This window comes from Saccharopolyspora oryzae (assembly GCF_027853915.1).
Classification (GTDB): Bacteria; Actinomycetota; Actinomycetes; order Mycobacteriales; family Pseudonocardiaceae; genus Saccharopolyspora; species Saccharopolyspora oryzae.
Genome location: NZ_JAQGLA010000014.1, coordinates 105,036 through 125,839 on the forward strand (window position 1 = coordinate 105,036; position 20,804 = coordinate 125,839).

General features: G+C 69.7%; 21 protein-coding genes. 15 read left to right on the forward strand and 6 right to left on the reverse strand.

The window, feature by feature from the left end:
• Window positions 1-34 precede the first annotated feature (34 nt).
• Window positions 35-1,054, reverse strand: a complete 1,020-nt coding sequence (locus tag OU415_RS12730) for a 4-hydroxy-3-methylbut-2-enyl diphosphate reductase (protein WP_270948892.1) — start codon at window positions 1,052-1,054, stop codon at window positions 35-37.
• 349 nt (window positions 1,055-1,403) lie between these two features.
• On the opposite strand from OU415_RS12730, the gene OU415_RS12735 reads away from it, so the two are divergent.
• Genes OU415_RS12735 through OU415_RS12750 form a run of 4 tightly spaced genes read left to right on the forward strand, consistent with a single transcriptional unit; the run spans window position 1,404 to window position 3,777 of the window.
• The gene (locus OU415_RS12735; RefSeq protein WP_270948894.1) at window positions 1,404-1,841 is read left to right on the forward strand and encodes a lipid droplet-associated protein; all 438 of its coding nucleotides are present in this window, start codon (window positions 1,404-1,406) and stop codon (window positions 1,839-1,841) included.
• Between the two features lie 34 nt (window positions 1,842-1,875).
• The gene (gene xseA, locus OU415_RS12740; RefSeq protein ID WP_270948915.1) at window positions 1,876-3,102 is read left to right on the forward strand and encodes an exodeoxyribonuclease VII large subunit; all 1,227 of its coding nucleotides are present in this window, start codon (window positions 1,876-1,878) and stop codon (window positions 3,100-3,102) included.
• Window positions 3,103-3,118: 16 nt separating this feature from the next.
• Window positions 3,119-3,526: a hypothetical protein gene (locus OU415_RS12745; protein ID WP_270948895.1), complete on the forward strand. Its 408-nt coding sequence runs from the start codon at window positions 3,119-3,121 to the stop codon at window positions 3,524-3,526.
• On the forward strand, window positions 3,523-3,777 hold the full coding sequence (locus tag OU415_RS12750; RefSeq protein ID WP_270948896.1) for an exodeoxyribonuclease VII small subunit: 255 nt from the start codon (window positions 3,523-3,525) through the stop codon (window positions 3,775-3,777). Before OU415_RS12745 ends, OU415_RS12750 begins: the two co-directional genes overlap by 4 nt.
• Window positions 3,778-4,214: 437 nt before the next feature.
• Here the strand turns inward: OU415_RS12750 and OU415_RS12755 are convergent, their stop codons facing one another.
• Window positions 4,215-4,799, reverse strand: a complete 585-nt coding sequence (locus tag OU415_RS12755; RefSeq protein WP_270948897.1) for a DUF4245 domain-containing protein — start codon at window positions 4,797-4,799, stop codon at window positions 4,215-4,217.
• Between the two features lie 179 nt (window positions 4,800-4,978).
• Here OU415_RS12755 and glpX point away from each other — a divergent pair, with 179 nt between their 5' ends.
• Together glpX and OU415_RS12765 are read left to right on the forward strand one after the other, a co-directional pair.
• Complete coding sequence (gene glpX / locus OU415_RS12760) at window positions 4,979-6,016, forward strand: class II fructose-bisphosphatase (RefSeq protein ID WP_270948899.1); 1,038 nt, start codon at window positions 4,979-4,981, stop codon at window positions 6,014-6,016.
• A 203-nt stretch (window positions 6,017-6,219) separates the two neighbouring features.
• Entirely contained in the window at window positions 6,220-6,966 is a 747-nt protein-coding gene (locus tag OU415_RS12765) for a S1 family peptidase (protein WP_270948900.1), read from the forward strand.
• A gap of 98 nt (window positions 6,967-7,064) precedes the next feature.
• On the opposite strand, the gene OU415_RS12770 is transcribed toward OU415_RS12765, so the two are convergent.
• Complete coding sequence (locus tag OU415_RS12770) at window positions 7,065-8,045, reverse strand: NAD(P)/FAD-dependent oxidoreductase (protein ID WP_270948901.1); 981 nt, start codon at window positions 8,043-8,045, stop codon at window positions 7,065-7,067.
• 198 nt (window positions 8,046-8,243) lie between these two features.
• Between OU415_RS12770 and OU415_RS12775 the strand changes: the two genes are divergently transcribed.
• From OU415_RS12775 to OU415_RS12800, 6 genes are all read left to right on the forward strand, one after another.
• A complete protein-coding gene (locus tag OU415_RS12775; protein ID WP_270948916.1) occupies window positions 8,244-9,002 on the forward strand; it encodes a S1 family peptidase in 759 nt (252 codons plus the stop codon).
• Window positions 9,003-9,165: 163 nt separating this feature from the next.
• Window positions 9,166-10,560, forward strand: coding sequence for a class II fumarate hydratase (locus tag OU415_RS12780; protein ID WP_270948902.1), 1,395 nt, complete (start codon window positions 9,166-9,168; stop codon window positions 10,558-10,560).
• Between the two features lie 96 nt (window positions 10,561-10,656).
• On the forward strand, window positions 10,657-12,165 hold the full coding sequence (locus tag OU415_RS12785; protein WP_270948903.1) for an ATP-dependent DNA ligase: 1,509 nt from the start codon (window positions 10,657-10,659) through the stop codon (window positions 12,163-12,165).
• 12 nt (window positions 12,166-12,177) lie between these two features.
• Window positions 12,178-12,591: a DUF4288 domain-containing protein gene (locus tag OU415_RS12790; protein ID WP_270948904.1), complete on the forward strand. Its 414-nt coding sequence runs from the start codon at window positions 12,178-12,180 to the stop codon at window positions 12,589-12,591.
• Between the two features lie 156 nt (window positions 12,592-12,747).
• Window positions 12,748-13,161, forward strand: a complete 414-nt coding sequence (locus OU415_RS12795) for a hypothetical protein (protein ID WP_270948905.1) — start codon at window positions 12,748-12,750, stop codon at window positions 13,159-13,161.
• 434 nt (window positions 13,162-13,595) lie between these two features.
• The gene (locus OU415_RS12800; RefSeq protein ID WP_270948906.1) at window positions 13,596-15,035 is read left to right on the forward strand and encodes a GuaB1 family IMP dehydrogenase-related protein; all 1,440 of its coding nucleotides are present in this window, start codon (window positions 13,596-13,598) and stop codon (window positions 15,033-15,035) included.
• A gap of 43 nt (window positions 15,036-15,078) precedes the next feature.
• Here OU415_RS12800 and OU415_RS12805 read toward each other — a convergent pair whose 3' ends face one another.
• Entirely contained in the window at window positions 15,079-16,458 is a 1,380-nt protein-coding gene (locus OU415_RS12805) for a PhoH family protein (protein WP_408641843.1), read from the reverse strand.
• Window positions 16,459-16,901: 443 nt separating this feature from the next.
• Entirely contained in the window at window positions 16,902-18,113 is a 1,212-nt protein-coding gene (locus OU415_RS12810) for a DUF885 domain-containing protein (protein ID WP_270948907.1), read from the reverse strand.
• A gap of 247 nt (window positions 18,114-18,360) precedes the next feature.
• Here OU415_RS12810 and OU415_RS12815 point away from each other — a divergent pair, with 247 nt between their 5' ends.
• Window positions 18,361-18,603 (forward strand): hypothetical protein, encoded by a 243-nt coding sequence (locus OU415_RS12815; RefSeq protein ID WP_270948908.1) that lies wholly within the window; start codon window positions 18,361-18,363, stop codon window positions 18,601-18,603.
• A 294-nt stretch (window positions 18,604-18,897) separates the two neighbouring features.
• The gene (locus OU415_RS12820) at window positions 18,898-19,140 is read left to right on the forward strand and encodes a hypothetical protein (RefSeq protein ID WP_270948909.1); all 243 of its coding nucleotides are present in this window, start codon (window positions 18,898-18,900) and stop codon (window positions 19,138-19,140) included.
• A gap of 61 nt (window positions 19,141-19,201) precedes the next feature.
• On the opposite strand, the gene OU415_RS12825 is transcribed toward OU415_RS12820, so the two are convergent.
• The gene (locus tag OU415_RS12825; RefSeq protein ID WP_270948910.1) at window positions 19,202-19,978 is read right to left on the reverse strand and encodes an isoprenyl transferase; all 777 of its coding nucleotides are present in this window, start codon (window positions 19,976-19,978) and stop codon (window positions 19,202-19,204) included.
• 116 nt (window positions 19,979-20,094) lie between these two features.
• Between OU415_RS12825 and trhA the strand changes: the two genes are divergently transcribed.
• Entirely contained in the window at window positions 20,095-20,772 is a 678-nt protein-coding gene (gene trhA / locus OU415_RS12830) for a PAQR family membrane homeostasis protein TrhA (RefSeq protein WP_333777671.1), read from the forward strand.
• Window positions 20,773-20,804: the final 32 nt, after the last annotated feature.

Here is a 20,804-nt window from a genome sequence, read left to right on the forward strand (position 1 = left end):
CTTTTTTCAGGTCTGGTTCGTCACCGGATCCGGGTCAGCGGACGCCCCGGGGCTTGTCCGGGTTGCTGTCCAGGTCCTTGCGGAGCTCCCGCGGCAGGGCGAAGGTGACCTTCTCGTTGGCCGTGGTGACCTCGTCGACCTGGTTCCAGCCGCGCTCCGCCAGGTGGTCCAGGACCTGCATGACCAGCACGTCCGGCACCGAGGCACCGCTGGTCACGCCGACCGTGGTGACGCCCTCCAACCAGGCCTCGTCGATCTGCGAGGCGAAGTCCACCAGGTGCGAGTCCGACGCGCCGGCCTGCAGGGCGACCTCGACCAGGCGCTTGGAGTTCGAGGAGTTCTGCGAGCCGACCACGATCACCAGGTCGCACTCCGGCGCCATCGCCTTCACCGCGTGCTGGCGGTTGGAGGTGGCGTAGCAGATGTCGTCGCTCGGCGGCGCCTGCAGGTCCGGGAACCGCTCCTTGAGCTGGTCCACCCGCTCCATCGTCTCGTCCACGCTGAGCGTGGTCTGCGACAGCCACACGACCTTGTTCGGGTCGCGGACCTCCACCTTGTCGACGTCCTCCGGCTTGTCGACCAGCTGCACGCGGTCCGGGTCCTCACCGGCGGTGCCCTCGACCTCCTCGTGGCCCTCGTGGCCGATCAGCAGGATGTCGTAGTCCTCGCGGGCGAACCGGTGGACCTCCTTGTGCACCTTGGTGACCAGCGGGCAGGTCGCGTCGATGGTGCGGAGGTTGCGCTTGGCCGCCTCCTCGTGCACCGCCGGGGACACGCCGTGCGCCGAGAACACCACGAGCGCGCCCTCGGGCACCTCGTCGGTCTCGTCCACGAAGATCACGCCGCGCTCGGACAGCGTGTCCACCACGTGCCGGTTGTGCACGATCTCCTTGCGCACGTAGATCGGTGCGCCGTAGGTCTCGAGCGCTTTCTCGACGGTGACCACCGCGCGGTCGACACCTGCGCAGTACCCACGCGGCTTGGCCAGCAGAACGCGCTTGGTCGGCCCGGCGTCCTGGTCAACGAGGTCAGTGGCCTCGGGCGAGGTCGTCATGCCCCCAAGGGTACGGACCTACCCCGCAACGCTCAGAACCTGTCTTCACTCATTTTGCGTAGCGGTGCAGGTAGCGGAACCTCAGACGCCGTCTGATCTCCGGGATCCCCGACTCATGTATGACCAATACACAGCACTGGGGCTGTCCTCGTCAGACGACGCCTGAGAACCCGCGGCGGTGCAAGCTGCGAGGGTGGGCTAAACGCCTCCGGCGTTTCAAGACCAAGGACGAGCGTTCAGCCTCGCGCCCGGCCTGGCGGACGCAGATCACGTCGCCGGGCCGCGGGGCTGATCACAGTAGTGCGGTGAGGTGATGGCTTCCCGGGGTCAAGTGCGGCAGGCTGGGCACATGTCTTCGTTTCCGCTGCCGGTGCGAGTCGCCGCGGGGCTGGCGGCCACCGCCGTCGAACAGGCCCGTCACCTGCCGACCACGCTGCTCGGGCTGCCGGTCACCGTGGCCAGCCAGGCGCTGCAGGCGTCGATGCGGGTCCAGCAGCAGATCACCGAGCTGGCGATCAAGGGCGACGAGGCGCTCGCCGTGCTGCGCACCCCGGAGGAGCAGCCCGCCTGGGCGACCTTCGACGAGGACGAACCGGAGGCCCCCGCGGCGGAGTCCTCGCTGATCGCCGAGTACGACGAGCTGACGCTGCCCCAGCTGCGCGGCAGGCTCCGCTCGTTCGGCGAAGCGGAACTGGCCGAGCTGCTCGCCCACGAGCAGCAGCACGAGCAGCGCCCCGAGTTCCTCCGCATGCTGAAGAACCGCTTGGAACGCCTCCGCGACGAATGAGCCACGACTTCCCGACGAGATCTGAGGAGTGCAGCTGACTTCCCCGACGAGCCCTGAGGAGCCTTGGCCGGTACGGACCGTCGCGCGCAAGATCGCCGAGTGGATCAACCGCCTCGGCTCGATCTGGGTCGAGGGCCAGATCACCCAGATCTCGATGCGCCCCGGCGCCGCCACCGCGTTCCTGCAGCTGCGCGACCCGTCCGCCGACGTGTCGCTGACGCTGACCTGCTCCTCCGCGATGCTCCGCAAGATGGATCCGCCGCTGACCGACGGCAGCCGGGTCGTGGTGCACGGCAAGCCGACGTTCTTCGTCGGGCGCGGCACACTGAGCCTGCGGGTCGACGAGATCCGCGCGGTCGGCATCGGTGAGCTGCTGGCCCGCATCGAACGGCTGCGCCAGCTGCTCAAGGCGGAGGGCCTGTTCGACCCGGCCCGCAAGCGGCCGCTGCCGTTCCTGCCGAACCGGGTCGGGCTGATCACCGGCCGCGCCTCCGCCGCCGAGCACGACGTGCTGACCAACGCGGAGCTGCGCTGGCCCGCCGTGCAGTTCGAGATCCGCAACGTCGCCGTGCAGGGCTCGAGCGCGGTGCCGCAGATCCTCGAGGCGCTGCAGGAGCTCGACAAGATGCCCGAGGTCGACGTGATCGTGCTGGCCCGCGGCGGCGGCAGCGTCGAGGACCTGCTGCCGTTCTCCGACGAAGCACTGTGCCGCGCGGTGTCGGCCTGCCGCACGCCGGTGGTCAGCGCCATCGGGCACGAACCTGACTCGCCGCTGCTGGACCACGTCGCCGACGTGCGCTGCTCGACGCCGACCGGCGCGGGCAAGCGCGTGGTGCCCGACGTGGCCGAGGAGACCCAGCGCATCCACCAGCTGCGCGACCGCGCCCGCCGCGCGTTGCACGGATGGGTGGACCGGGAGCGGCGGCTGCTCGATGCGCTGCGCAGCCGTCCGGTGCTGGCCGATCCGCTCGGGCCGCTGGCGCAGCGCGCTGAGCAGGTGGGCATGCTGCGCGACCGCGCCCGGCGGGCGATGACCACCGCGCTCAACACCGAGCAGCACGCGCTGACCGCCACCCGATCTCGCTTGACGACCCTCGGTCCTGCGGCCACGCTGGCTCGTGGATACGCGATCGTGCAGCGCATCGAGGACGGCGCGGACGGCGTGCTCCGATCGGTCGACGAAGCCCCGCCGGGAACTCGATTGCGGGTGCGGGTCGTTGACGGTGCGATCCAGGCCGTCGTGCCGGATCGAGCAGGCTGAACAGGACGGAAGAACCGTGCACCCCGAGCTGGACCCCTCGTTCCTCCCCCTGACCGTCGGTGTCGCGCGTTCCGCGGCGACCGGTTCGCGTCAGGCCGGTGAGGTGCAGCGCCGCGCCGAAGCAGCGGACACCGCTGCGGCCGGGTGCTGGGCCGCGCTGCTCGGCGGCTGCCAGTCCGCCGATCGCCGGGACCTGCCGTCGCAGCTGCGCGCGCTGGTCGAGGCCACTTCCGGGTACGTGGGGGCCGGGTGGTGGGCGGTGTCGGCGCACCGACGTAGGGTCGCGGAGGCGCAGTTGCGCATCAACGACGCGGTGCGCGAAGGCGACGGTGCCGAGTTCGCCGAGGCGTTCGTCGGCTACGACCAGGCGATCGCCACCGCGGTGGTGTCCGTGCAGAAGAACGTGGAGAGTCCGACCCCGTGACCGCGAACGAGCAGCAGGACGAGCACTTCGACCCGGTGGCCGACTACCCGGAGATCGCTGAGCTCGGCTACGAGCAGGCCCGCGACCAGCTGGCCGATGTGGTCAAGCAGCTGGAGGCCGGCGGCCTGTCCCTCGAGGACTCCCTAGCGCTCTGGGAGCGCGGCGAAGCCCTCGCGGCGGTGTGCGAACGCCACCTCGCGGGCGCCCGCGAGCGCGTGGAACGCGCCCTCGCCGCCGTCGAACAGGAGTAACCCTCCCCCTGCCTGGCTGCCGGGTCCCGCAATTTCAATGGAAATCGAAGGTCCGATTTCCATTGAAGTTGCGGATCATCGGCGTGTCCGCATCTGACACGCCGACACCTGTGCACCGCATCGCTCCGACCAACCGACGACGCACGGCCCACCTTGAACCACAGTTTCAATTGAAACTGCGCTCGGCCGTGCCTGGGTTTTGCAGTTTCAATTGAAACTGTGGTCTCGACTTGACAACCCGCACCTTCCGGGTATAGGCGCAGCCCAGGACGGGACGTATCGGCGTGTTGGGACCCGACACACCGACGCTTGTGGACAGGTCGTCCTGCCTGTGGAGAACTTCCGCAATTTCAATGGAAATTGGACGTCTGATTTCCATTGAAATTGCGGAACCCCCGGACCACGGAGCACGGGTGTGGAGCGTGAGGGACCGGGGGTCAGGGTTTGGTGGGGGCTTTGAGGGCTGCTTCGGCGAGGGTTCGGAACTCGGGTTCCGCTGCGTCTCCTGCGATCAGGAGGCGGACGCCGTTGTGGTCGGTCGCCCAGGCCTGCTCCTCGCCGACGCTCTGGTAGCGGACCCACTGCTGGCCGCCGGCTTCGACCGTGCCCAGCGCCTGCGGCGGCTGGCGGGTGTCGGCGGTGACCAGCTCTTCCTCGACGGCCGTCGACTGGGAGAAGCGCAGGTAGTGGCCGCCGCCGGTCAGCCAGCCGACGCGCACGACCTCGGCGTGCGAGCGCAGCGTCAGCACGTTCACCGAGTTGGAGCGCCAGTTCGCCGGCAGTTCGGGGTCGAGGAGCGGGAAGTGCACGCGCGCGGACGCCCGGTCCAGCTCGGCGGGCACGTTGACGGTCGGGACCTCGACCGAGGGGCTGCCGGGGTTGAACGAGCACCGGCCCAGCAGGCCCGCCATCCCGAAGGCGATCAGGACCAGCGAGAGGATCGCGAACACCATCGCCGAAACGGTCCGGGGCGGACGCGACGGCGCCGGTTGCTGGTTGCTGGGTTCGGCCACGACCACCATGCTCTCACCAGCGGCCTTCCTGCCGGTCGGGCAGGCGCGGCCGGAGTGGGCTGGCCCACGCGATGCCTCCGACCAGGCCGCCGATCTGCGAAGATCGGAGCCAGCGAGCCTGAGCGCGGGCCTGGTCCCGTCGTGCTCGGGCAGTAGAACCCGAAGATTGATCACGACCGGGAGGCGCGATGAGCTCCAGCACCGAACGACACCGGGAAGCCCCGGACCGCAACCTCGCCATGGAACTCGTCCGCGTGACCGAAGCGGCCGCGATGGCCGCCGGACGGTGGGTCGGCCGCGGTGACAAGAACTCCGGTGACGGCGCCGCGGTGGACGCGATGCGCAAGCTCATCGGCACCGTGTCGATGCAGGGCGTCGTGGTGATCGGCGAGGGCGAGAAGGACGAAGCCCCGATGCTGTTCAACGGCGAGGAGGTCGGCAACGGCGAGGGCCCGGCGTGCGACGTCGCCGTCGACCCGATCGACGGGACCACGCTGCTCAGCAAGGGCATGCCGAACGCGCTGGCGGTGCTCGCGGTTTCCGAGCGGGGCACCATGTTCGACCCGTCCGCGGTGTTCTACATGGAGAAGATGGCCGTCGGTCCGGAGGCCGCCGGGTCCATCGACATCAGCGCACCGATCGCGGAGAACGTGCGCCGGGTCGCCAAGGCCAAGCACATCGACGTCTCGGACGTGACGGTGTGCATCCTGGACCGCCCGCGCCACGAGCAGATCGTCAAGGAGGTCCGCGAGGCGGGCGCGCGCATCCAGTTCATCTCCGACGGCGACGTGGCCGGTGCGATCGCGGCGGCGCGCCCGGGCAGCGGCGTGGACATGCTGCTGGGCATCGGCGGCACCCCGGAGGGCATCATCTCGGCCTGCGCGCTGAAGTGCCTCGACGGCGAGATCCAGACCCGCCTGTGGCCGCGCGACGACGCCGAGCGCGCGAAGCTGCGCGAGGCCGGGCACGACGTGAACCAGGTGCTGACCACTTCGGACCTGGTGCGCGGCGACAACATGTTCTTCTGCGCCACCGGCATCACCGACGGCGCGCTGCTCAAGGGCGTGCACTACCGCGCGAACCGGTGCACCACGCAGTCGATCGTGATGCGCTCCAAGTCCGGCACCGTGCGCGTCATCGAGGGCCAGCACCGGCTGACCAAGCTGCGCGAGTACGCCGATGTGGACTACGGCGACGACTCCGCTCGCCACGGCTTGCTGCCCTGACCGGCGCTTCCGGGAAACTGGTAAATATCCCCGGGCATCGGAGCCTGCTCGGTTCTTGAAGCGGTGACCTGCTGTTTCGCAGCGGGTCACCGCTTCTCCATTTCCGGTCTCATCCCTTAGTGGGTACGTCGATGGAGCGAATCCCCTTACTGTCCGTACCCAGCCGGCCAGCGGAGCCGGGACCTCGGGAGGATTCGACGGAAATGCGGAAGCGTTCGGTTCTCATCGCCGCCCTCGCGGCCGTCGGCGCATTAGGCGCACTGGGCATGCCCGCGACTGCCCAGCCCGACGACGTCAACCCGTACATCGTCGGCGGCCACGACGCCACCGAGGAGTACTCGTTCATGGTGTCCCTGCAGCAGCAGGGTTCGCACATCTGCGGTGGCTCGCTGATCAAGCCCGACTGGGTCGTGACGGCGGCGCACTGCGTGCAGGGCGGCGGCGACTTCACCGTGCGGGTCGGCAGCAACGACCACACCACCGGTGGCGAAGAGGCCAAGGTCACCAACGTGCAGACGCACCCCTCCGGTGACATCGCGGTGTTCCAGCTGGACCACCCGCTGCAGGCGGCCCCGATCAACATCGCCTCCGCCTCCGGTGACCCGGGCACCGCCACCCGGATCATCGGCTGGGGCCAGACCTGCGGCGAGCCCGGCTGCGGCCCGGCCCCGCAGAACCTGCAGGAGCTCGACACCCAGATCGTCGACGACAACACCTGCCAGGGCATCGACGGCCAGGGCGAGATCTGCACGGACAACCCGAACGGCAACTCCGGCGCCTGCTACGGCGACTCGGGCGGCCCGCAGATCAAGGGCACCCAGGGCAACTGGGAGCTGATCGGTGCGACGAGCCGCGCCGGCAACAACGACTCGACCTGCGCCACCGGTCCGTCGATCTACACCGACGTGACCGCCTACGCGGACTGGGTCAACCAGAACACCGGCGGCTGACCAGCCCCGATCGACACGAACGCGCAACCGGGCCCCACACCGGTTGCGCGTTCGCCTTTCTCCGCCGGTCAGGGCTCCCGTGATCGAATCGGCGGAGGTCAGGTCAGGTTGGAGGAGTGGCCCGGGAAGAGGTGGGCTTCCGGGTTGAGTTCGACGGCGATGTTGTTGACCGCCGTGGCCGCTTCGCCGAATCCCGTTGCGATCAGCTTGACCTTGCCCGGGTACGCCGCGACATCGCCTGCCGCGTAGACCCGCGGCCGGTTGGTGCGCATCGTCGTGTCGACCAGGATCGCCCGCTTGTCCAGCTCCAGGCCCCACTCCTCGATGGGGCCCAGGTCGGCGGTGAAGCCCAGCGCGGCGACCACGGTCTGCGCGGGCAGCACCCGGCGCTCCGATCCGCCCACCTCGATCTCGACCTCGCGGACTCCGCTGTCGTCGCCGCGGATCTCCACCACCTCGGCCGGGGTGATCAGCGGGACGCCCAGGTCCTCGACCTTGCTGACCAGGCCCGGGTGCGCGCGGAACCGCGACCGGCGGTGCACCAGCGCGACGCTGCGCGCCACCGGGTGCAGCGCCAGGGCCCAGTCGAACGCGGAGTCCCCGCCGCCGACCACCACCACGTCGCGTCCACTGTGGATGGACAGCTCGGGGATGAAGTGCACCACGCCGCGGCCGACCCAGTCGCCACCGACGGGCAGCGGACGCGGGCTGAACTCGCCGATCCCGGCGGTGACCAGGACCGCACCCGCCCGCACCGACTCGTCGCCGACGCCGACCAGCAGTCCACCATCCACATCGGACAGCTCAACGGCGTGCTCGCCGAGCAGGTAGCGCGGGGCGTACTGATCGGCCTGCTCCACCAGCGCGGCGACCAGATCCCGGCCGCGCACCTCGGGGAACCCGGCCACATCGAAGATCATCTTCTCCGGGTACATCGCGGTCACCTGACCGCCGGGCTCGGGCAGCGCGTCCACCAGCGCCACCGACATCCCGCGAAAACCCGCGTAGTAGGCGGCGAACAGCCCCGTCGGACCCGCTCCGACGATCAGCAGATCGACCTCGTGCGACACCCCGGTCATGCCCACCACCTCGTCATCGATCGCGTGGACGAACCCAGGCTAGCCCGATCCGTCCGCGATGTCCGCGCCAGCGGCGAGATGCTGGGCCACTCCGGCGAAAGCGCTGCGGCAGTCGGCGGTACCCGCCCCGATCCCCCGCCCATACGTTCACCGGGAACGGGGATCTCGTCGGGGAGGAATTTCGTGAAGAAGAGGTCAATGCTGCTCGCGGGCATCGCCGCGCTCGCGCTGGGCGCGGGTGTCGCACCGGCCGCGACCGCAGCCGACGACCCAGGCGCGCTGATCGTCGGGGGCCACGACGCCACCGAGCAGTACGACTGGATGGCTTCGCTGCAGCGGGGCGGCAAGCACAGCTGCGGCGCGTCGCTGATCGACGAGCAGTGGGTGGTCACCGCCGCGCACTGCGTCCAGGACGTCACGCCGGCCGACCTCGGCCTGCGCATCGGCAGCCCGAACCAGACCACCGGCGGCACCGAGGTCGGCGTGTCCGAGATCGTGGTGCACCCGGACTACGCGACCAAGAACCCCAACGGGGACATCGCGCTGCTGAAGCTGGACCAGGCGGTGCCGGAGAAGCCGATCCAGATCGCCGACTCCTCCGGTGACGCGGGCACGCCCTCGCGCATCATCGGCTGGGGCGTGACCTGCCCGGTGCGCGGTTGCGGCCAGCCGCCGGAGCAGCTGCAGGAGCTGGACACCCAGGTCGTCCCCGACGCGCAGTGCTCGCTGAGCGGCGTCGACGCCGACACCGAGATCTGCACCGGCAGCTCGGAGCTGCTGGCCAACGCCTGCTTCGGCGACTCGGGCGGCCCGCAGCTGGAGGGCCAGCCGGGCGACTGGAAGCTCACCGGCGTCACCAGCCGCCTGGGCAGCCTGGTCCCGGTCTGCGGCACGGCGCCGTCCATCTACACGGACGCGACGGCCTACAAGTCCTGGATCAGCGACACCATCGGCTGATCCGAGCGCACCCGAAGGGCGTCTCCCCTCGTGGGAGGCGCCCTTCGCGCTGTGCGAGATGCGGCACCTTCATCGTTCCAGAAAGGGCTTTTCGGCTGGTCGCGGGCGATGAGTGGGGCGGCCCACGCTGCCCCGGTGGTCATCGCGGCGGGACACTTCTGTCATGGGTGAACAGGAGTACCGGATCGAACACGACACGATGGGCGAGGTGCGGGTGCCCGCCGACGCCCTGTACCGCGCGCAGACGCAGCGGGCCGTGGAGAACTTCCCGATCTCCGGGCGCGGCCTGGAACGCGCCCAGATCCGCGCGCTCGGCCTGCTCAAGGCCGCCGCCGCCCGGGTCAACGCTCGGCTCGGAGTGCTCGACGCCGACGTCGCCGAGGCGATCGCCGCTGCGGCCGACGAGGTCGCCGAAGGCGCGCACGACGCGCACTTCCCGATCGACGTGTTCCAGACCGGCTCCGGCACGTCGTCGAACATGAACGCCAACGAGGTCATCGCGACCCTGGCCTCGCGCCGGCTGGGCCGCGACGTGCACCCCAACGACCACGTCAACGCCTCGCAGTCGTCCAACGACACCTTCCCGACGACCATCCACGTCGCCGCCACCGAAGCCGTGCTCACCGACGTCATCCCGGCGCTCGAGCACCTCGCGGCCACCGTCGAGGCCCGCGCTGCCGAGTGGACCGAGGTGGTCAAGTCCGGCCGCACGCACCTGATGGACGCGGTGCCGATCACGCTGGCCCAGGAGGCCGGTGCGTGGGCGTCGCAGGTCCGCTACGGCGTCGAGCGGCTGCGCAGCGGCCTGCCGCGGCTGGGCGAGCTGCCGATCGGCGGCACCGCCGTGGGCTCCGGCCTCAACGCACCGGACGGCTTCGGCGAGGCGGTGTCCGCCGAGCTCGCCTCGGTCACCGGCCTGCCGCTGACCGAGGCGCGCGACCACTTCGAGGCGCAGGCCGCGCAGGACTCGGTGGTGGAGACCTCCGGTCACCTGCGCACCGTCGCGGTCAGCCTGACCAAGATCGCCAACGACCTGCGGTGGCTGGGTTCCGGCCCGCGCACCGGCCTGGCCGAGCTGGCGCTGCCGGACCTGCAGCCCGGTTCGTCGATCATGCCGGGCAAGGTCAACCCGGTGATCCCGGAGGCGACCCTCCAGGTCGTCGCGCAGGTGATCGGCAACGACGCGGCGGTGGCCTTCGCCGGATCGCAGGGCAACTTCCAGCTCAACGTGATGCTGCCGGTGATCGCCCGCAACGTCCTCGAGTCGGCCCGGCTGCTGGCCGCGGTGTCCCGCCTGCTGGCCGACAAGGTCTTCGCCGACGTGCAGGTCAACGTCGAGCAGGCCCGCGCCTACGCCGAGGGCTCGCCGTCGATCGTCACGCCGCTGAACCGCTACATCGGCTACGAGGAAGCGGCGGCGGTCGCCAAGCAGGCCCTCAAGGAGCGCAAGACGATCCGCGAGGTCGTCCTGGAGCGCGGCCACGTCGACTCCGGCAAGCTCACCGTCGAGCAGCTCGACGAAGCCCTCGACGTCCTCCGCATGGCGACCGGCAAGTGAGCATCCGTGAGCACTTTGGGTCGCTCTAGCAGCCCAAAGTGCTCACGGCCTCTCGGTGTCGTCGCCGTTGTCGGTGGATGCGCGCACCATGAGCGCATGGTGCTGCTCGCGGACGTGGTGACGACCTCGCGCGAAGTCGCGGCTACTCGCTCCCGCAAGGCGAAGACCGCCTCGATCGCCGGGCTGCTCGGCCGCCTGGATCCCGAGGAGGTCCGCCCGGCGACGGCCCTGCTGGCCGGTGAGCTGCCCGGCGGACGAGCCGGTGTGGGCTGGTCGACGCTGGCCGCGCTGGACGTCGAACCGGCGCCCGAGCCGACGCTGACCATCGGCGACGTGGACTCCGCGATCGACGGAGTGCGGCTGATCAGCGGTTCCGGCTCGGGACAGCGCCGCGCGGAGGCGTTGACCGGGCTGCTCGGCAAGGCGACCGCTGCCGAGCAGGAGTTCCTGGTGCGGCTGTTCGGCGGCGAGCTCCGCCAGGGCGCGCTGGAAGGCGTGATGATCGAGGCCATCGCCGCGGCCGCCCGCGTGCCGACCGAAGGGGTGCGGCGCGCGTTCATGCTCTCCGGCCGGTTGCCCGCGACCGCCGAGGCAGCTCTGCGCGGCGGCGAACCGGCGCTCGGCGAGTTCCGCCTGGAGGTGGGGCGCCCGGTCCGGCCGATGCTGGCTTCGCCCGCCGAGTCCCTGGACGCCGCGCTCGCCGAGCTGGGCGAAGCGACCGTCGAGTACAAATTGGACGGTGCGCGCATCCAGGTGCACCGCGACGGCGACGAGGTGCGCGTCTACACCCGCACGCTGCGCGAGATCACCCGCAGCGTCCCGGAACTCGTCGACCTGGTGCGCGGTCTGGACTGCCGGTCGGTGGTCCTCGACGGCGAAACCCTCGCCCTCGACGACGGCGGCCGACCACGCCCGTTCCAGGAGACGATGAGCCGCTTCGGCGCGCAGAGCTCGCGAGAACTCCTGCTGCACCCGTACTTCTTCGACTGCCTGCACCTCGACGGCACTGACCTGGTCGACCTGCCGCTGCGCGACCGGCTCGACGCACTCTCGAAAGTCGCCCCGCAGCACCGGATTCCGGCCACAGCGACCGCTGAGCGCGCAGCCGCGCTCTTCGAGGAGGCGCTGGCCGACGGGCACGAAGGCGTCGTGGTCAAGGACCTCGACTCCCCCTACGCCGCCGGACGCCGCGGCCGCGCGTGGCGGAAGGTCAAACCCGAGCACACCCTCGACCTGATCGTGCTGGCCGCCGAGTGGGGTCACGGCCGGCGCCGCGGCCACCTGTCCAACCTGCACCTCGGCGCCCGCGACCCGGACGGCGGACCGCCGATCATGGTCGGCAAGACCTTCAAGGGCCTGACCGACGAACTGCTGGCCTGGCAGACCGCGGAGTTCCAGCGCCGGGAGACCCACCGCGACGACTGGACCGTGCACATCGCGCCCGATCTCGTGGTGGAGATCGAGCTGGACGGCGTGCAGACCAGCCCCCGCTACCCCGGCGGTGTCGCGCTGCGCTTCGCCCGCGTCCTGCGCTACCGGCCGGACAAGGACGCGGCATCGGCCGACAGCATCGAGGCGGTGCGCGCCCTGCTCCCCGGCGGGTGAGATCCTGGGGGCATGAGCAGTGACGACTTCGACGCGATCGGTTCGATCAACATCGGCCCCCTCGACCCGCGAGAGCTCCTGCAGGACGAGCGCGCCGTCGAGCTGGACTACTACGTCGCGGTCCTGCTCCTGGAGGCCACCTCGGACGCCGCCGACCACCAGCCGCTGTACGAGGAATCGTTCGTCCTGCTGAAGGCCGAATCGGAAGAAGAAGCCGCGGAGAAGGCCGCCGACCACGGAAAGCAGCAGGAAACCAGCTACCAGAACGAGAACCACGAACTCATCACCTGGAAGCTGAAGCAGGTGGTCGAGGTGAAACCCCTCGAAGACGCCACCTTCGACGACGGCACGGAAATCTACAGCCGCTTCTTCCGCAACTACCAGGCCTACAGCTCCTTCGAACCATTGACGGAAGAAGAAGCGTAAAAACGCAGAGGCCGGGGTCCCGCCTCCGGCGGGGGTCCCGGCGTACTTCCACGCACCTCGGTGCGCAGCCACCGGCGAAACTATCAGCACCGAAATCGAATCCCCTTCGGGTGTAAGGATTTGATCTCGAACTGAAGTTCCCGATTCACTGCACCCGTGTTCGTCCACCCATATGTCGATGAGTCCTACGACCTCGCCGTCGGCGTCTACATTCTCACCGCCAGCGTCGTTGACCTTATAGACGCCGAAGACATCCGCTGCACGATGCGCGGACTGCGCCGAGGAGGCGAGAAACTCCATTGGAGCAAAGAGCCCCCGCATCGCCGTGTGGAGCTCACCAAGGCTTTTAGCTCCCTAATGGTGCACAACGTAGTCGTCATCGGAAGCTCGACGCCACTGTTTCCAGAGCGCGCAAGGCGAAAGTGTCTCGAAGTCTTACTTCCTGATCTCGAAGTCCACGGTGCCGAGATCGTGACGTTTGAAACCCGCCAGAAGCACAGCAACAAGCTTGATGCAGACATGGTCGACGTTGCCGACAGAAGCGACTTATTACTCCGCATATCCGAATAACCTTCGCACCAGGAATCAGCGAACCTCTGCTGTGGATTCCGGACATCGCATGCGGCATTGCACTCGCCGCCGAGCGCGGCGATGAAAGCTACCTGCACCAAGCGGGCGACCGCATTCGAATCATCCGCATCAACGCACGGTGAATATGAGGACCCAGAAACGCAGAGGCCGGGGTCCCGCCTCCGGCGGGTACACCCGGCGTACTTCCACGCCCCAACAGAGCATGGCTGACGCAAGTATAACAACCAGAACCACGCGGGAATCAACTTATAACCGTCAACCGTTTAGGTGATCTTGATTTGGAGGACCCCAGAAACGCAGAGGCTGCGGTCTCAGCGTACTTCCACACCCCAGCAGAGCATGACCGTGATCAACTCAGCCCGGCTGGGGTTTGCTGGCGACTCGGGGGCGTTGAGGCCGTATGGTGGGCAGACGTGCAGTTCTTGAACGGGCAGCAGCCCACCACTGACCTGACCTACGACGACGTCTTCCTGGCGCCGCGGCGCTCCGGGGTCGAGTCCCGCTTCGACGTGGACCTGGCCACCAGCGATGGCACCGGGGCCACCCTGCCGATCGTCGTCGCGAACATGACCGCCGTGGCCGGCCGCCGGATGGCCGAGACCGTCGCACGGCGCGGCGGGCTCGTCGTGCTGCCGCAGGACGTCGATCCGTCCGCGGTCGCCGAGATCGTCTCCTGGGTCAAGGCCCGGCATCCGGTTTGGGACACCCCGCTGGTGGTGCACGCCGATGACGCCGTGGCCGACGCGCTCAACCTCCTGCCCAAGCGCGCGCACGGCGCCGTGGTCGTCGTGGACGACGACAACCGGCCGGTCGGCGTCGTCGACGAGGCCGCGTGCACGGGCGTCGACCGGTTCGCGCGCGTCGGGGAGGTCGCCGACGAGCACCCCGTCGTGCTGCCGCTGGAGACCAAGCCGCGCGAGGTGTTCGACCAGCTGGACAAGCAGGCCCGCAACGTCGCGATCGCGGTCGACGCCGACGGCCGGCTGGCCGGGATCCTGACCCACCGCGGTGCGCTGCGCGCCGAGATCTACTCCCCCGCGCTCGACGGCGAGGGCCGGCTGCGGGTCGCCGCGGCGGTCGGCGTCAACGGCGACGTCGCGGCGAAGGCCGCCGCGCTGCTGGAGTCCGGGGTGGACGCGCTGGTCGTGGACACCGCGCACGGCCACCAGGAGAAGATGATCAGCGCGCTCAAGGCGGTCCGCTCGGTGTCGCCGCAGGTGCCGGTGGTGGCCGGGAACGTGGTGACCGCCGAAGGCGTGCGCGACCTCGTCGAAGCCGGTGCCGACGTGATCAAGGTCGGCGTCGGCCCGGGCGCGATGTGCACGACGCGGATGATGACCGGCGTCGGCCGGCCGCAGTTCTCCGCCGTCGCCGAGTGCGCGGCCGAGGCCCGCAAGCTCGGCAAGCACGTCTGGGCCGACGGCGGTGTCCGGCACCCGCGCGACGTCGCGCTGGCGCTGGCCGCGGGCGCGGCGTCGGTGATGGTCGGCTCGTGGTTCGCAGGCACCTACGAATCCCCCGGTGACCTGCAGCGCGACGAGCACGGCCGGGCCTACAAGGAGTCCTTCGGCATGGCGTCCAAGCGCGCGGTGTCGGCCCGGACGCGCACCGACAACGCCTACGACCAGGCTCGCAAGGCGCTGTTCGAAGAGGGCATCTCCAGCTCCCGGATGCGCCTGGACCCGCAGCGCCCCGGCGTCGAGGACCTCTTGGACCAGATCACCTCGGGCCTGCGCTCGTCCTGCACCTACGCGGGCGCGCGCACCCTCGAGGAGTTCTACGACCAGGCGCTGGTCGGCATCCAGTCCGCAGCCGGCTTCGCGGAGGGCCGTCCCCTCCCCACCGGCTGGTGACGAGCGGAGGGCGCCTCGGGCCGAGGCGCCCTCCACCACTTCGTCAGGGGGTGAAGTCGCCCTCCAGGAGTTCGGTGACCAGGGCTGCGATCGGGGAGCGTTCCGAGCGCGTCAGGGTGACGTGCGCGAACAGGGGATGCCCCTTGAGCTTCTCGATCACCGCGGCGACGCCGTCGTGGCGGCCGACGCGGAGGTTGTCGCGCTGGGCGACGTCGTGGGTCAGGACGACGCGGGAGTTCGCGCCGAGCCTGGAGAGCACGGTCAGCAGGACGTTGCGCTCCAGGGACTGGGCCTCGTCGACGATGACGAAGGCGTCGTGCAGCGAGCGGCCCCGGATGTGGGTGAGGGGCAGGACCTCGAGCATGCCCCGGTCCATGACCTCGTCCAGGACGTTCTCGCTGGCCAGAGCACCGAGGGTGTCGAAGACCGCTTGGGCCCACGGGGCCATCTTCTCGTTCTCGGTTCCCGGCAGGTAGCCGAGTTCTTGGCCGCCGACGGCGTAGACCGGGCGGAACACCACGACCTTCCGGTGCTGCTGGCGCTCCAGCACCGACTCCAGGCCCGCGCACAGCGCGAGCGCGGACTTACCGGTGCCCGCTCGGCCGCCCAGCGAGACGATGCCGACCTCGGGGTCGAGCAGCAGCTCCAAGGCGATCCGCTGCTCCGCGGAGCGGCCGTGCAGGCCGAACGCCTCCCGGTCGCCGCGCACCAGCTTGACCTGCTTGTCCGCGGTCACCCGGCCCAGCGCGCTCTGCGACCCGGCCAGCAGCCGGATGCCGGTGTTCGGCGGCAGGTCCCGCGCTTCGTCGAGATCGGCGACGCCCTCCTTGAACAGCGCGTCCACCGAACCGCCCGGCACTTCGACGTCGGCCATGCCGGTCCAGCCCGACGGGACCACGTCCTGCGCCCGGTACTCCTCGGCGTCCAGCGCCACCGACGCGGCCTTGACCCGCAGCGGCATGTCCTTGGTGACCAGCGTGACCTGGTGCCCTTCGGCGGCCAGGTTCAGCGCGCAGGCCAGGATGCGGGCGTCGTTGGAGTCGGTGCGGAATCCGGGCGGAAGCACCTGCGGGTCCGAGTGGTTGAGCTCGACGTGCAGGCGTCCACCTGATGTTCCGACCGGAACCGGATGGTCCAGCCGTCCGTGCCGTATCCGGAGCTCGTCGAGCCCGCGGAGGCTCTCCCGGGCGAACCACCCCAGTTCCGGGTGGTGGCGCTTGGCCTCGAGCTCGCTGATCACCACCACCGGGAGCACCACGTCGTGCTCGGCGAAGCGGGACAACGCCCACGGATCGGACAGCAGCACCGAGGTGTCGAGCACGTACGTGCGGACCTCGGTTCTACCGGATGGCACGGTGCGCGCGGAATCGCCGCTGAGGGCTCGGGTTTCTTCCGCTTCTGGCTGGGAACGTCGTGCGGTCACGGCTACTCCCTCGCGGGCGTGGCGTGCACACCCGCTCGTCGGCGGGCCGGGCCTGGCCCCGTCGCGCCCCGGCCGGACCGCCTCGTCCGCCGTGGCCGCAGGGCCGTGCACCGGCCCATCGCGACCAAGGTGGACGGGGTAACCGTCCGCTCCAGCCAACAGCCACGATCAGGGCCTCCCGGACGGGCCGCGTACGGACTTGCAGAAGAGAACGGCCCGTCAACAGCGCACGCTACCTGCGTGATCGCTTCTCGGCAGGCAGCCACACAGGTGATTCAGCGAATCGTCGTTTTCCCTTCATCTGCATGGGAAAACGGTGCTGGTCACGGCCCGTTCCAACGCCGCGGAGAAGCCGACCGCAGCAGGTCAGGCCGGTGCTCCACCCCGGCACCGTCCCGACACGGCCGGTGAGCGCGGCTGGTCCGTTCGCGTGAAGCCCGGCCTCACACCTGCGTGACGAGCTCGGCGCGGACGGATTCGGGCACCAGCGGCTCGTCAAGCAACCGCCGGTAACGATCGATGCGCGATGTGCTCACGGGACGCTCGTCCAGCCACCGCCGAAGCAGGCGGTAACCCTCGACGTAGGTCGTGGTGTAAGCCCGCCAGAGCGGGTCGCGCATGAACCGCACCAGGTGCCGGGCGCGCTGCTCCGGCATCAGCAGCCACCGCTGCAGGTGCGCGACGACGTCGGCCTCGTCCGCACCGCCGTGCAGCATCAGCAGCGCGTCCTGGCGGACCGGCAGCAGGTCGAGCAGCACCGCGTCGATCCGCTCCGCCAGCTCGCCGTCCAGCCGGATGCCCAGGTCGGCGAAGATCTCGGCCGCCCACGGCCCCCAACCCGGCCCGACCACGGCGTGCAACCCCAGGTCGGCGAGGCCTTCGGCGAGCACGCACTGCGGGGTGTTGATCAGGAAGATGGTGTGCTCGACCTGTCCGTCCCGCAGCACGAGCCCCGCCTCCTTGCGGCAGTGCTCGGTGTGGTGCCCCGGGTAGGCCTCGTGCGCGACGAGCTGCGGCAGGGTGGACGCGCGGTGCCCGATATCGGCGTTGATCGCGACCTTCGAGCGGAATCCGCCCGCGTAGTGGTTGAACCCGACCCACGGCTTGTCCGACACGATCCGGTACTCGACGGTCTCGCCGACCGGCAGCTCGAACCGGGCCCGCACCCGATCCCGCAGAGCGCTCGAGACCGCTTCGACCGCCACGCCGAGCCGGTCCGCCGGCACCGGGTCGCGACGGCGGACCGCCCGCAACCGCTCGGCCAGCGAGCCGCGTCCGGGCAGCAGCGCGCCGAGCTCGCGGTGCGCCTTCCGGTACTCGTCGGGATCCCCCGTCGTCGGCGTCACCTGGAAGCACGCCTCGACCTCGGCGGCGAACGGCAGTTCCGCCCCGGCCAGCTTGCGCCCGGAGCACTCCAGCGCGGTCAGCTGCGCGGCGAGGAAGCGGCGGCGCGGTTCGGCGAGATCAGCGGTGACGACGTCGGCGCGCAGGCGGTTCGCATCGGCGGCGAGCCGCGCCGGGTCCGGCGGTGGTTCGGCGGCGACTTCGCGCTGCAGCGCCGGATCACCGGTGTAGGAGTCCGCGAAGCCCCGGACCAGCCGGTCGAACCTGAGCCCGAGCAGGACGTATTCGGCCGCGAGCGCTTCGGAGTCCACATCGGGACACTACGCCTGCTCGAAGCGGGGTCGGATCGCTGCTCGAGTTCTCGATGAATTTGCCCCGGCAACGAAAAGCCCGATGACGTCGAACAAATAAATCACACAATGGTGGTAACGAGGTAGGTTTTGGCCGATTCGATGTATATGTTTCACGCCGAGTGTTCTCCCGTCGGCTAAGTATGGGGTGCGTAGCCGAGGGAACAAGGGGGCGCTCGCGTCATCCCATCCAACAAGGAGCAACGAAGTGCTGAAGAAAGCTGCGATTGTTGCCGGTGCCGCTGCCGGTCTGCTCGCCCTGGCTCCCGTCGCCAACGCCGACAGCGCGGACAACGACGGCATCAACATCCTGAACGACAACAACCTGAGCGTCCTGCCGGTCCAGGCGTGCGGCAACAACGTCGCCGTGCTCGGTGCGGTCGTGCCGCTCCTGTCCCCGCAGCTCAACGACTGCGTGAACGCTCCGGTCATCGACCACCCCAAGGGCTGATCGAGGCGAGCGGATCGCCGGAGCTGCTGCGTGGAATCCGGTGGCGAAAAGGGCGTCGGGCCTTCCCCGACGCTTCTTTTTGCGCGCCCGTCTACCGGAGCGCCGAATGCCACCAATTCATCCGTCACGCGTCGATCCGCCGCCTCACACAATTGGGTTAAAAGTTTTGGTGTTCGGCATGCCGAGATGTGTTTCCGGCGAGTCGACACCACACTCGGTAGCCGCCTCCGGGTTCTTAGTCGAGCCCGATGGTGTGTGCTCCGAATCCCGCGGTATTCGAAGGAGAGTATTCACATGCTGAAGAAGGCTGCCATTGTCGCCGGTGCCGCCGCCGGTCTGCTGGCCCTCGCCCCCGTTGCCAACGCCGACAGCGCGGACAACGACGGCATCAACCTGCTGAACGACAACAACGCCAGCGTGCTGCCGATCCAGGCCTGCGGCAACAACGTCGCGGTCCTCGGCGCGGTCGTGCCGGTGCTGTCCCCGCAGCTGAACAACTGCGTGAACGCCCCGGTCGTCGACCACCCCAAGGGCTGAGCAGCAGTCCCACGTGGAAAGGCCAGGTCGCTCCCGACCTGGCCTTTCCGCTTGCTCGGGGTCAGCCTCCGAAGCGGCGGTGGCGTACTGCGTAGTCGCGGAGCGCGCGGAGGAAGTCGACTCGGCGGAAGGCCGGCCAGTAGGCCTCGGTGAACCAGAACTCGGAGTGCGCGGACTGCCACAGCATGAAGCCGGACAACCGCTGCTCGCCCGAGGTGCGGATCAGCAGGTCGGGGTCGGGTTGGCCGGAGGTGTAGAGGTGCTCGGCGATGTGGTCGACCGTCAGGACCTCGGCGAGTTCCTCGATGGTGGTGCCCGCCTCGGCGTGCCACTGCAGCAGCTTGCGCACCGCGTCCGCGATCTCCCGGCGGCCGCCGTAGCCGACCGCCACGTTGACCTGCATGCCGGTGCGGCCCTTGGTGCGCAGCGCGGCGGCGGACAGGCGCGCCGCGGTCTCCGTCGGCAGCACGTCCAGCGCACCGACGATCCGCACCCGCCAGGGCGTGTCCGGGTGGGTCAGCTCGTCGACGACTCCGGCGATGATCTCCATCAGCGCGTTGAGCTCGTCGGAGGTGCGGTTGAGGTTGTCGGTGGACAGCAGCCACAGCGTGACCACCTCGACCTCGGCCTCTTCGCACCAGCCCAGCAGCTCGGCGATCTTGCGGGCCCCGGCCTGGTGGCCGTGCGCGGCGTCGAGCCCGGCTTCCTTCGCCCACCTGCGGTTTCCGTCCAGGATGACGCCGACGTGCCGAGGATGCTGCACGCCGTCCAGCTTCCGGCGGAGTCGTCGCTCGTAGACGCCGTAGATGAGTTCTTTCAACCGGACCTTGAACGCCACGCCAGCTGAGCCTACGCGGATCCGGTGAGCCCCGGTGCTCGGGTGGCCCGGAGCGCTCGGGCGGATGCAGTGCGGATCACGCTCGGCGAAAACTTACGGTCCCGTAACCTCGAGGTGTGACTAGCGCCCTCTCCGCCCGCCGCCCGACCGCGTTCGTCAAACCGCGGATGCGCGGCTGGATCCACTTCTGGTCGCTGGTGGTGTCGATCGCCGCCGGTGCCACGCTGATCACGCTCGCCGCCGCGACCGTGTCCGCGCGCGCGGCGGTGGGCACCTCGATCTACGTGGCGACCGTGCTCGGCCTGTTCGGCGTCAGCGCCCTCTACCACCGCAAGACGTGGAAGACCGTCGGTGCCCGGACCTGGATGCGCCGGCTCGACCACTCGATGATCTTCCTGTTCATCGCGGGCACGTACACCCCGTTCGCGATGGTCGCGATGCAGCCGACCACGGGTGCCGTGGTGCTGGCGATCGTCTGGGGTGGCGCGCTGGGCGGCGTGATCCTGAAGCTCGCCTGGCCGAACGCGCCGCGCTGGGTCGGCGTGCCGGTGTACATCGCGTTGGGCTGGGTCGCCGTGTTCGTGCTGCCCGACCTGCTGCACAGCTCCGGGGTCGCCGCACTGGTGCTGCTGGTGGTCGGCGGTCTGCTCTACACCGCAGGTGCGATCTTCTACGCGTGCCGCTGGCCGGACCCGTGGCCCAAGACCTTCGGGTACCACGAGTTCTTCCACGCAGCGGTTTCGGCGGCCGCGATCTGCCACCACATCGCCATCTGGCTCGCCCTCTACGCCTGACCCGGTCGTGAGCGGCGGTGGTGGCTCTGACC